This window comes from Erwinia magellanica (genome assembly GCF_039023495.1).
GTDB lineage: Bacteria > Pseudomonadota > Gammaproteobacteria > Enterobacterales > Enterobacteriaceae > Erwinia.
This window is the reverse complement of the sequence record NZ_JBCHVC010000003.1, coordinates 540,779-552,695: the sequence shown is the minus strand read 5'-3', so window position 1 is coordinate 552,695 and position 11,917 is coordinate 540,779. Positions and strand designations below refer to the sequence as shown.

The 11,917-nt window shown below is 54.9% G+C and carries 9 protein-coding genes, 1 pseudogene and 1 riboswitch; of the genes and pseudogenes, 7 read left to right on the top strand and 3 right to left on the bottom strand.

The window, feature by feature from the left end:
* Window positions 1-86: 86 nt before the first annotated feature.
* On the bottom strand, window positions 87-1,439 hold the full coding sequence (gene lysC / locus AAH450_RS14295; RefSeq protein WP_342910801.1) for a lysine-sensitive aspartokinase 3: 1,353 nt from the start codon (window positions 1,437-1,439) through the stop codon (window positions 87-89).
* Window positions 1,440-1,526: 87 nt separating this feature from the next.
* Window positions 1,527-1,772: riboswitch (Lysine riboswitch) on the bottom strand.
* A gap of 52 nt (window positions 1,773-1,824) precedes the next feature.
* The gene (locus AAH450_RS14290; RefSeq protein ID WP_342910800.1) at window positions 1,825-3,630 is read right to left on the bottom strand and encodes a cation:proton antiporter; all 1,806 of its coding nucleotides are present in this window, start codon (window positions 3,628-3,630) and stop codon (window positions 1,825-1,827) included.
* Between the two features lie 216 nt (window positions 3,631-3,846).
* On the opposite strand from AAH450_RS14290, the gene pgi reads away from it, so the two are divergent.
* Window positions 3,847-5,496, top strand: a complete 1,650-nt coding sequence (gene pgi / locus AAH450_RS14285; protein WP_342910799.1) for a glucose-6-phosphate isomerase — start codon at window positions 3,847-3,849, stop codon at window positions 5,494-5,496.
* A 355-nt stretch (window positions 5,497-5,851) separates the two neighbouring features.
* On the opposite strand, the pseudogene AAH450_RS14280 reads toward pgi, so the two are convergent.
* A pseudogene (locus AAH450_RS14280) lies at window positions 5,852-6,166 on the bottom strand (SDR family NAD(P)-dependent oxidoreductase); the annotation flags it as partial.
* Between the two features lie 597 nt (window positions 6,167-6,763).
* On the opposite strand from AAH450_RS14280, the gene yjbE reads away from it, so the two are divergent.
* The 6 genes from yjbE to ubiC all read left to right on the top strand — a co-directional run bounded on the left by yjbE (window position 6,764) and on the right by ubiC (window position 11,917).
* Window positions 6,764-7,012, top strand: coding sequence for an exopolysaccharide production protein YjbE (gene yjbE, locus AAH450_RS14275; RefSeq protein ID WP_342910798.1), 249 nt, complete (start codon window positions 6,764-6,766; stop codon window positions 7,010-7,012).
* A 79-nt stretch (window positions 7,013-7,091) separates the two neighbouring features.
* Complete coding sequence (locus tag AAH450_RS14270; protein WP_342910797.1) at window positions 7,092-7,739, top strand: YjbF family lipoprotein; 648 nt, start codon at window positions 7,092-7,094, stop codon at window positions 7,737-7,739.
* Complete coding sequence (locus tag AAH450_RS14265) at window positions 7,736-8,491, top strand: capsule biosynthesis GfcC D2 domain-containing protein (RefSeq protein WP_342910796.1); 756 nt, start codon at window positions 7,736-7,738, stop codon at window positions 8,489-8,491. The genes AAH450_RS14270 and AAH450_RS14265 overlap by 4 nt, the downstream gene beginning before the upstream one ends.
* Entirely contained in the window at window positions 8,491-10,587 is a 2,097-nt protein-coding gene (locus AAH450_RS14260; protein WP_342910795.1) for a YjbH domain-containing protein, read from the top strand. The genes AAH450_RS14265 and AAH450_RS14260 overlap by 1 nt, the downstream gene beginning before the upstream one ends.
* 274 nt (window positions 10,588-10,861) lie before the next feature.
* Window positions 10,862-11,260 (top strand): phosphate-starvation-inducible protein PsiE, encoded by a 399-nt coding sequence (gene psiE / locus AAH450_RS14255; RefSeq protein WP_342910794.1) that lies wholly within the window; start codon window positions 10,862-10,864, stop codon window positions 11,258-11,260.
* A 129-nt stretch (window positions 11,261-11,389) separates the two neighbouring features.
* Window positions 11,390-11,917: a chorismate lyase gene (gene ubiC / locus AAH450_RS14250; protein WP_342910793.1), complete on the top strand. Its 528-nt coding sequence runs from the start codon at window positions 11,390-11,392 to the stop codon at window positions 11,915-11,917.

Sequence of the window (11,917 nt, the reverse complement as noted above, 5' to 3'; positions counted from 1 at the left end):
TTTTTAGCGATGTTCGCTACCGGGGGCGGTCAGGAAACAAAAAAACCGGGCCAGGCCCGGTTTTAATATGGCAGACGTACAGAGGATTATTCGAACAGATTGCGGTGCAGCGTCTGTACCACCTGCTCGGCATCATTACCCGGCACCAGGAAGCAGAGGTTATAACTGCTGGCTCCGTAGCAAATCAGGCGCAGATTGAACGGGTCCAGCACGCCGAACACCTCTTTGCCCACGCCACACGCCTGTGACAGCTTATTACCGATAATTGCTACCAGCGCCAGATTCTCTTCCACTTCCACGCGGCAGAGTGAAGAAAGCTCGGTCAATAGCGCCTGCGTCAGCAGGCTGTCGCCGTTTGACGTTGAACCCGTGGTATCCAGCGTCAGCGCCACGCTCACTTCAGAGGTGGTGATCAAATCGACCGAGATATTATGGCGCGCCAGAATGTTGAACAATTCCGCCAGGAAACCGTGCGTATGCAGCATGGTCAGGCTGTGGAGCGTCAGCAGCGTCTGCTTGCGGCGCAGAGCCAGCGCGCGGAACAGCGGCGGATTTTGCGTTTGATTACAGACGCGGGTGCCGCCAGCAGCGGGATCTTTGCTGGAGCCGACAAACACCGGAATATCACTACGAACGGCTGGCAGCAGCGTGGCAGGATGCAGAACTTTGGCGCCAAAGGTGGCCATTTCGGCTGCTTCTTCGAACGTAATTTCATCAATGCGTTTCGCTGCGGGCACCACGCGGGGATCGGTGGTGTAGATGCCAGGCACGTCTGTCCAGATATCGATGCGGCTGGCATGCAGCGCTTCACCCAGCAGGGCTGCCGTGTAATCACTGCCGCCACGGCCTAAGGTGGTGGTACGGCCTTTGGCCTCGCTACCGATAAAGCCTTGCGTCACCACCAGCGCCTGCGCCAGACGCGGGGCCAGCTGAGCCTGAGCCAGCTCCGCCAGCAGAGCAACATCCGGCTCGGCACGGCCAAAGCGGTCGTTGGTGCGCATCACTTTACGTACGTCAAACCACTCAGATTCAACCTGACGCTGACGCAGGATCTCCACAAAAAGCAGGGTAGAGAGCAGCTCGCCGTGGCTGACCAGTTCGTCGGTGAGGGCGGCGGAGGTCGCCAGCGCAGCGGCTTCGGAAAGCATGGTGATGTTTTCCAGTACGCGATCCACTTCCTCGCGGATCACCTCAGGCTGGGCCAGCTCATCAACAATGGCGTACTGGATACGACGGATCTCATCAAGCTGATAAGCCCGTTGCTCCTGCTCCTGACCTTCCGACAGTGACACCAGCAGGTTAGTCACACCCGCAGAGGCAGAAAGAACCACCAGACGGGTATGCGGATCGGCCAGCACCACATCGGCGCTGCGGTTCATGGCTGTAAAATCGGCAACGCTGGTGCCGCCAAATTTGGCCACGATCAAAGATTGGGACATGTGTTGACATACCTCGTGTCTGATTAAATTCATGGCACAAGGGAAGAGCGAAAACGGGGTAGACGTAGAAAAGGGGATTACTACGAGTCACCCAGAAGCGCCCCACCTTGTCTACCCGTTACGGATGCGGCAGCGGCTTAGGCTGCCGCATCCGTAATCAGGTGTGAACCGTTCCTGACGAACGATCCTGGTGACAACCCAGAGGATTCAGCCCCTGCGGTCGATACGCCCCACGCCGCGTGGATTGTACCTCGGCGTCGCTCCCCCTGATGTGTTTTCTCTGGATTCGGCTCCTCCAACACACTGCCTGGGCGACGCGCCTCTTCTGGCTTGCGCATCAGATGCGCAACTAGCGGGCTACAAATATCGCTTTCTGCTGCCGCTGTCAATCTCTGCCGTCTGAGGAATTTTCATTTTGCACCAGCGCAATCAGGGTACAGGGCAGGGCAGGCGTCTCTTCGCCCCGTACCGCGCTCAGTGCGCCCGCTTCGTTTTGCACAAAAAGCGGGATCACCCCCTGGTTTTTTTCCAGGTACTCCAGCCAGCCAAAGTTTTCGTTCAGGCGGGTGGCCTTAATGGTGGCACCTTTCGACAACAGGCTGCTGAGCTGGGCATAGGTCTGCGCCTGGCCAAACAGCACTTCATGCCGACGAAAACGCGGGCTTTCGCTGTCGCGCTTCACGCGCAGTGCGGCACCTGAGCGGATAGCCGCCACGTTTTTTTCACCAAACATATGGCTGAAGTGATAGACCGCGAGCGCATTCTGATGGCGATTGGGCGACAGCGCAAGCACCTGAGCCGTTTCGCTCAGATCAAGGAAGTTCTCTGCATGTTCTGACCAGGCATTGCCATAATAGGCGGGGATCCCTTCCATTCGCGCCAGCCGGTAATATTCCCAACTGCTGTCTGTCACCAAAACCGGGATATCCAGCTTTTGCAGCGAAGCTGCCAGCGTACGCGCCACGCTGTTAGCGCCGATAATCAGTACGCCACGCGGCTCGCGCTGCTGTACCTTCAGTATCCGCGCCAGCACCGAGCTGGTCAGGCTTTGCAGCACCACGGTGCCGATAATCACCGCAAACACCACCGTTACCAGCTTATCCGCGCCGACAAAGCCGGTTTTTTCCAGCGTCAGGGCAAACAGCGAGCTGACCGCTGCGGCAACAATACCGCGAGGCGAAATCCAGCTCAGCATCAGCCTGTCACGCAGCGGCAGTGACGAGCCACAGGTGGAAACCGCAATGCATAAAGGACGGGCGATAAACTGCACAATCAGCAGCAGCCCGACCAGCGGCCAGCCCATCGCCAGTAGCGCAGCCAGATCCAGCCTTGCCGCCAGAATAATAAACAGGCCGGAGATCAACAGCGCCGAAAGCTCCTCCTTGAAGGCGATAATTTCGGTGAGATCGACTTCGCGCATATTGGCCAGCCAGATACCCATCACCGTGACCGTCAGCAGGCCGGACTCATCCGCCAGCGCGTTGGAAAGGCCAAACGCGGTCAGCATCACCGCCAGCACCGCAAAATTTTGCAGATACCCCGGCAGCCAGACGCGCTTCAGAGCAACACCCAGCAGCCAGCCAAAAAACGCACCCGCGACTAAACCAACCGCCGCCGTTTCACCTAAAGTCCAGAACAGGTGCGTTAACGATTCAGCTTTCTGACGCAGCACAATAAACTCAAACACCAGAAGGGTGAAGATAGCGCCCACGGGATCGATAACGATGCCTTCCCAGCGCAGCACCTGGTTGATCGCCTTATTGGGCCGCACCACGCGCATCAGCGGGGCAATAACCGTGGGGCCGGTGACCACGGTAACGGAGCCGACCAGTGCCGCAAGCTCCGGCGGGAAGTCGAGCAGCGCCCAGCAGGCGACGCTGATCACCAGAAAGGTGATCATCATTCCTACGGTGACCAGGTTACGCACCACGTTGCCCAGACCGCGGATCTCGTCGAAGCGAAGCGTCAGCGCCCCTTCAAAGAGAATGATGGCGACAGAGAGTGAAACAAAAGGAAACAGCAGGCTGCCAAACAGGGCATCCGGTTGCAAAACGTGGCCGACAGGACCCAGGACTATGCCGAAAACCAGCAGCGGCAAAATAGCGGGCAGACGCAGCAACCAGGCCAGCCACTGGGCTACCAGCGAACTTAATCCAATGATAACCAACAGCAGTGGGGCAGAGAACTCCATAAAATTTTTCCTTTCGACAGCAAGAATAGTCATACTGAAACGCTGAGCGGGCAAGCTGACCGCCGCCTGAATTATAAATAGCCCCGGACAAAAAGGTGGGGAAACCTGCTAACGATAGCTGAGGCCTGTTACAGGAAGAGGGAACCCAGGCGGGTACCTCGGGTAACATGGCGTCCGGCCTGATTTACGGTTCTTAAATAAAAAGAGTGTGTTGTTATGAAAAATATCAATCCGACACAAACCGCTGCATGGCAAGCGTTGCAGCAGCATTTCGAAGAGATGAAAGACGTTCAAATCGCTGATTTGTTTGCTAAAGACAGCAATCGCTTCGCGAACTTCTCTGCCACCTTCGACGACCTGATGCTGGTAGACTTCTCTAAAAACCGCATCACCAGCGATACCCTCGCGAAGTTGCAGGATCTGGCGAAAGAGACCGATCTGCAAGGCGCTATCAAGTCGATGTTTTCCGGCGAAAAAATTAACCGTACCGAAGATCGTGCTGTGCTGCACGTTGCCCTGCGCAATCGTAGCAACACCCCAATCGTGGTGGACGGCAAAGATGTGATGCCAGAGGTTAACGCGGTGCTGGAGAAGATGAAATCTTTCTCTGAGCGCATTATCAGCGGCGACTGGAAAGGCTATACCGGTAAACCTATTACCGACGTGGTAAATATCGGTATTGGCGGGTCAGACCTGGGGCCGTTTATGGTGACAGAGGCGCTGCGCCCGTACAAAAATCACCTGAACATGCACTTCGTTTCGAACGTTGACGGCACGCACATCGCGGAAACCGTGAAGGATCTGAATCCTGAAACCACGCTGTTCCTGGTGGCCTCGAAAACCTTCACTACCCAGGAAACCATGACCAACGCCCACAGCGCGCGTGACTGGTTCCTGAAAACGGCGGGTGACGAGCAGCACGTGGCGAAACACTTTGCGGCGCTCTCTACCAATGGTAAAGCGGTGAGTGATTTCGGTATTGATACCAACAACATGTTCGAATTCTGGGACTGGGTTGGCGGACGCTACTCACTGTGGTCAGCCATTGGCCTTTCCATCGTTCTCTCCGTTGGTTTCGACAACTTTGAGAAGCTGCTGAGCGGCGCGCATGCGATGGACAAGCACTTCTCCACCACGCCAGCCGAACAGAACCTGCCGGTGATCCTGGCGCTGATTGGTATCTGGTATAACAATTTCTTCGGCGCTGAAACCGAAGCGATTCTGCCTTACGATCAGTACATGCACCGCTTTGCCGCCTACTTCCAGCAGGGCAACATGGAGTCGAACGGTAAGTATGTTGACCGTAACGGCGCGCCTGTTACTTACGAAACGGGCCCTATTATCTGGGGCGAGCCGGGCACTAATGGTCAGCATGCGTTTTATCAGCTGATCCACCAGGGCACCAAGCTGATCCCTTGTGACTTTATCGCCCCTGCGGTGACGCATAACAAGCTGGGCGATCATCATGCCAAGCTGCTGTCGAACTTCTTTGCGCAGACCGAAGCGCTGGCGTTCGGTAAATCACGCGATGCGGTAGAGAAAGAGTTTACCGATGCGGGCAAAGACGCCAAATCTGTCGAGCACATTGTGCCGTTCAAGGTGTTTGAAGGGAACCGTCCAACCAACTCCATCCTGCTGCGCGATATCACGCCGTTCAGCCTGGGGGCGCTGATTGCGCTGTATGAGCATAAAATCTTTACTCAGGGCGCGATCCTCAACATCTTCACCTTCGATCAGTGGGGCGTCGAGTTGGGTAAACAGCTGGCAAACCGCATCCTGCCTGAGTTGTCCGGCAGTGAAGAGGTCAGCAGCCATGACAGCTCTACCAACGGCTTAATCAACCGTTACAAGAACTGGCGCGGCTAATCTCTCTTCTGAGAGAGACCCAGGGGCTGGTGCAGATGCACCGGCCCTTTGTTTTATCTGGCCCCTCACTTCGCTACAGGCTTTTATTCAGGCGAGTATCTGGCCTGTGGTTGCATCGTGGCGTTGAAGAGATGCCAATATTGTCGTCCCATGCAGGCAGCGGAAAAACTACCCACATCCCGCTGAAAGAGCGGGTTTAAGCTATTCCAAACAGCTGCTGATACGCTGGTGGCTCTGATGTCCTCTATGCGCTAACTGTTACGCTTATCGCGCTCCGGAAAGCAAAAGAAACGGCGCATCGTCCGCTCTGACCCTCTACCTCTTAGTGAAGGATTGCCAAAATAGCCGCTTACCGTCAGGACGGATAAGTGGATGTTACCAGGGTGCCGGGTGCCGGGTGCCGATCGAAGTAAAATCCCCCTGTCATATCCGCAGAGTTATGATCTGCCAGCCAGACGATCCCGGCGGCGGCCCCAGCAACGGTTCTGTAGCCACTGTGCCCATTAAAATCCGTGGCTGTGTAACCAGGGTCGACGGCGTTAACGCTGATCCCAAACGCCGCAAGTTCTTTGGCGAAGGCAACGGTCACCGCATTAAGGGCAGTTTTCGAGCTGTTGTAACCCATCGCTTCAACCTGAGAATAGGGATGAGCGGGATCGGAAACCCAGCAGAGCGATCCGGCCTTATCCGGGGCCTGGAACCGTTCCCCAGATCCGACTTTATCTGTTTATGGACCTGGTTGACATTCTCTGCGGTTCTCTCTTTTACCCGACAAGCGTTGCGTGAGAGACAAACTAAAGCCGATTACAGCGCGCTAATGCCCCCAAAAATAGATAAAGTCACACCCGCAGAGGTGAGGATAATCTTAAAATTCACTCTTTTGCTTTGATTTTATTAAGGATAAATCTGAAATAAAATCGGGTTGTTTATCACAGTTATGCCGTCGCGTTGTCGCTAATATTTTGAAATATAAAAACTTTACGGCAATAACTCCCTTTCAGCATCCTCTCCAGTGATTACACCTTACTAAAGGACATTATTAGCGTATGACACTAATAATTGGCCCTGACGCAGATATAAACACTAATATATTGAATTATTTAGTCAAATGTTGCCCTGAGTGGGCAAAGCGTGCTTATTTTAGACAAAGAAAAGGGCCATCGCGTCAGTGGGGATCCCCCTGAATTCTGGTCATTTATTACCTTATACTGGAGCCGCCTGAAAACCTTCAGGTGAGGTATCCATTCATTTAATGAAGGGAAATGTTATGAAGAAAGTCTTATGTGCTGTTGCAGCCATAGTGTACTTAGCCAGTGCTTCAGCCGCATTTGCTGCGCCTGAAGAAGCTGGCACTGCCGCCGGTGCTACTGCGGGGACACTCTCCGCCGGAACCACCACTGCGGTAGGTGTGGGTGCGCTTGGCGCACTGGTTGGTGTTGCTCTGGCAGCATCCAGTGGTGGCAACGGTTCAAATACCGGCACCACCACAACCACCACCACCAGCACCACGCGTTAAGTGCGGTAAATTAATCATAACCACACGTTTGTGTGGTTATTTTTTGACATTGTCAGACTTTGCTCAGGGACACACACAGGTGCGCTACCTATCACTGCTGCTTTTCTGCCTGCTTCTCCAGGCCTGTACACAAACACAAAAAGGGCTTGGAGAGACGGTAAAACTCGCCCTGCTCGGGCCGGATGACGTTCAGGTTACCGATCAACAAGTTGAAAATCTGCCTTATGCCAGCATGTACCTGCGCGTGAATAACGGGCAGCGTATTTTTGTGGTGCTGGGCTTTGATGAAAACGGCCAGCAAAAATGGATCACCCGCGATCAGTCGATGGTGGTCACTCAGCATGGACGCGTGGTGAAAACGCTGGGGCTGGCAGACAACCTGAGTGAGGTCACCAATCTGAGCCAGGATCCGCTGTCGAATCCGCTCGAACTCACGGAAGGGGCAGGCTGGACGCGTACCCTGAGCTGGAGTGAAGCAGGTAAATTCCGCGCGGCAACCGCCGCCTCCCGCTTTACGCGCCTGAAAGATCAGGTTCTGCTGCTGGCAGGCAACAACGTGGCCTGTCGCGTCTGGCAGGAAGAGGTTGAGCTGCCCGCAGAGGGCAAATCCTGGCGCAACACCTTCTGGATTGATACCACCACTGGAGAGGTTCGCCAGTCACAGCAGACGCTGGGCGGCGACTATTTCCCTCTTGAAACCACCATCCTGAAGCCTGCGAAATCATGAAAAAAATAACTCTTCTCTTTGCAGGGATAGCTGCCTGCGTCTCGCTGAGCCTGCGTGCGGAAAGTCAGGTAACGGTTTACGCCCAGGGGCAGACGCAGACGGCGACAGTCAGTGATGCACAGAATCTGGCTCAGTTGGTCAGCAGCCCTGCGCTGGCAGGTAAAACCTGGTGGCCCGGTACGGTAATTGCGGAAAAACTGGCAACCGCCGCCGCGGTTCAACAGCAGCAGCAGCTGCTGGCGCGGCTGAAAGCCTGGAGCAGTTCCCTGCATGCGGATGGCGATGCCTCTCTTGCTGCGGTAGTGGATAACGTGCTGCAACAGGTAGCTGCGGTGAAAGTCACCGGGCGGCAGTTCACCAATCTTGATCCCGACTGGGTGCGCCTGCGTCCGGGTGCTAACCGGACTCTGGCCGGAGATTACAGCGTCTATACGCTGCAAAAGCCTACCACCATCACCCTGGCCGGCGCGATTGCCGGAAGCGGTAAAACCTCGTGGCTGCCTGGCCGGAGCGTGGTGGATTACTTGCAGGATCACGACAACCTGTCGGGTGCAGAGCGGAACGTTGCGGTGCTGATTGCCCCGAACGGAGAGGCCAGTGAAGTGCCTGTCGCTTACTGGAACCGCCGCCACGTTGAGCCTGAAGCTGGCAGCATTATTTACGTTGGCTTTTCTTCCTGGACGCTGCCTGGCGACAGTGAAGACCTTAACCAGCAGATTGTTTCTGTTCTGACGCACCGGATCCCTGACTGATGAAAAAATCTTATCTTCTCAGCCTGTTAGCTATTTCTGTGGCCTGTGCCTGTCAGGCTCAGGCGGCAACCTTTCCCGATCCGGTTGGCCCTTCGCAGTCCGATTTCGGCGGAGTGGGCCTGTTGCAGGTTCCCACCGCGCGGATGGCAAAAGATGGCGAGTTCAGCCTGAACTACCGTTATAACGATCAGTATCGCTTCTACTCTTCCTCGGTGCAGCTTTTCCCCTGGCTGGAAGCGACCATTCGCTATACGGATGTGAAAACCCGCCGCTACAGCGCCGTGGACAGCTTCAGCGGAAACCAGAGTTACAAGGACAAAGCGTTCGATCTGAAAGCCCGCCTCTGGCAGGAAGGCTACTGGCTGCCGGAAGTGGCCGTAGGGGCGCGCGATCTGGGTGGTACGGGCCTGTTCGACAGCGAATACCTGGTGGCGACCAAAGCCTGGGGGCCGTTTGATTTCACGCTGGGCCTGGGTTTTGGTTATCTGGGTAACAGCGGCACGGTGAAAAACCCGTTCTGTGAAGCAGACAGCAGCTACTGCAACCGTTCTGACACCAGCGGGACAGCAGGTTCCGTCAGCGGCAAGGATATGTTTAAAGGCCCTGCGGCGATTTTTGGCGGCGTGGAGTATCAGACCCCCTGGCAGCCGCTTCGCCTGAAGGCGGAATATGAAGGCAACGATTATCAGGATGACTTTGCCGGCCGCCTTGAACAGAAAAGCAAAATTAACGTCGGTGCCATCTATCGTCTTACCGACTGGGCAGATGTGAATGTCAGCTACGAGCGCGGCAACACCTTTATGGCTGGCTTCACGCTGCGTACTAACTTCAACGATCTGCATACGGCTTCCATTGATTCCGCCAAACCCGCTTATAAACCGCAACCGCAGGGTGAGTTTCTTGAGCAGACTGCCGTGGCGAGCCAGCTGACCGATTTGAAATATAACGCCGGACTGGATGCGCCAAATATTCAGGTGCAGGATCACACGCTGTACGTCTCCGGGCGGCAGACAAAGTATCGTGATACCCAGGAAGGGGTGGATCGCGCTAACGTGATCCTGATGAATAACCTGCCAGCCAATATCGACACGCTGAAAGTGACGGAAATTCGCGACCGGATGCCGCAAGTCACCACGGAAACCAGGGTCGCCAGCCTTCGCCAGCAGCTGGAAGGCTATCCGCTGGGCAAAGAGCAGACGCTGGATCAAAAGCGTGTTGAGCCGGTCGATCCGGGCCATACCGAGCAGGGTTACTATATTGATGCTGATGACTTCAACTACAGCATAGCGCCGGTTCTGAATCAGTCTGTTGGCGGCCCGGAGAGCTTCTATCTCTACCAGGTAGGCGTGATGGCAAACGCCAATTACTGGTTGACGAAGCACCTGCTGATTGATGGTAGCGTGTTCGGCAATCTGGCAAACAACTACGATAAATTTAATTACAACGGTGCACCAAACGACTCTTCATTGCCTCGCGTTCGTACGCATATTCGCGACTATGTGGATAACAACGTCTACGTTAATAATTTGCAGGCCAACTACATGCACGCCCTGGGTAATGGCTTCTACGGCCAGATCTATGGCGGCTATCTGGAAACCATGTACGGTGGCGTCGGGGGCGAAGTGATCTACCGTCCGCTGGACTCTGACTGGGCAGTGGGCATCGATGCCAACTACGTCAAACAGCGTGACTGGGACAACATGATGCAGTTTACCGACTACACAGCAAAAGTCGGTAATCTGACAGCCTACTGGCGTCCTTCCTTCTTTAATAACCAGGTGCTGGTGAAAGCCAGCGTGGGTCAGTATCTGGCCGAAGATAAAGGGGCCACCATTGATGTCTCCCGCCAGTTCGACAGCGGTGTGATTGTGGGCGCTTACGCCACCAAAACCAACGTTTCGGCGGAAGAGTACGGCGAAGGAGACTTCACCAAAGGCTTCTATATCTCGATTCCAATGGATCTGTTTACTGCTTCGCCAACGCGTGGCCGTGCGCAGGTAAGCTGGACGCCGTTGACGCGTGATGGCGGGCAGATGCTGGGTCGTAAATACCAGCTGTATGATATGACCAGTGACCGGGATCGCGATTTCCGCTAACCAAACGCGGCGGGTCAAAAAGCCTGAATGGGGCTTGCAAAGGGTGCACAGTGTGCACCCTTTTTTATTGGAACTGCCTGCTGCGTCAGCCCCTGTCACGGAGCGCAAAGGCATGGGGAACCGGGTGCTGTTGAGTAAAAGCGGCGGCTTTATCAGCGACTGCTGCGGAAAGCGGGGCGGTGGCTAAGCAAAACTTGTGAACTGGCTCACACTAAAGCATATTGTGCGTATCAGGATTAACCTGACCAATAACCATGATTTTAGAGGAAGCACCATGATTACCGCCACGCGTATCGCCTGGTTATTACAGATGTTGCTGAATATTGGGCTGATAGGACTGGCCTGCATTCTGGCCGTTTTTTTAGGCAAGGAGACCTTTCATCTCGCCAACGTGTTGCTGAACGCCGGCGAACAGACCTCTTCCTATTTATTGATCGATGGAATAGTAATCTATTTCCTCTACTTTGAATTTATTGCCCTGATCGTGAAGTACTTTCAGTCGGGCTATCACTTCCCGCTGCGCTATTTCGTTTATATCGGTATCACGGCCATTATTCGCCTGATCATTGTTGATCATAAAAATCCGCTGGATACGCTCGCCTATTCCGTCGCTATTCTGATCCTGGTGGTGACTCTCTGGCTGGCTAACAGCAATCGCCTGAAGCGCGAATGATTTCCGGCGCGCCCTGAAGGGCGCGCAACGCTCCCGGCAAAATTCGCATTAATTTCCCTTCTCATGCTGTGTTCTCCTTTAACCTCTGCGTTACACTATGGCACCCAATTTTTTGCCCGGAGAAGCCGAATGGCTGAAAACGCGCTGACGCAATTGCGCGCCCTTGAGTGGCTTCCTGCCTCCTCGCCCTTGTTGACCAGGCCGCTGCTGGACTGGTTGATGGAAGAAGATTCCATGACGCAACGTTTTGAACGTCACTGTGAAAAAGTGACGGTGAATATTGTGCGTGAAGGGTTTATTGGGCCAGAGGATGCGGCGCAGGAGGTGGAATTTCTCCCTCAGGAATCCCGCTACTGGCTGCGTGAAATTTTGCTGTGTGGCGACGGCGTGCCCTGGCTCGCTGGCCGGACAATTGTCCCTGAATCAACCCTGATCGGGCCAGAGCAGATGTTGCAACAGCTGGGCACCCGCCCGCTGGGACGTTATCTTTTTTCTTCTTCAACGCTGACGCGAGATTTTATCGAGCCGGGCCAGCATAAGGCGTTATGGGGACGGCGTTCCCGTCTGCGTCTCTCCGGCAAGCCGCTGTTGCTGACCGAACTGTTTTTACCGCCGGCACCGCTTTATCAGTCGCTGTTGGCTAAAGGGAACCCGTAA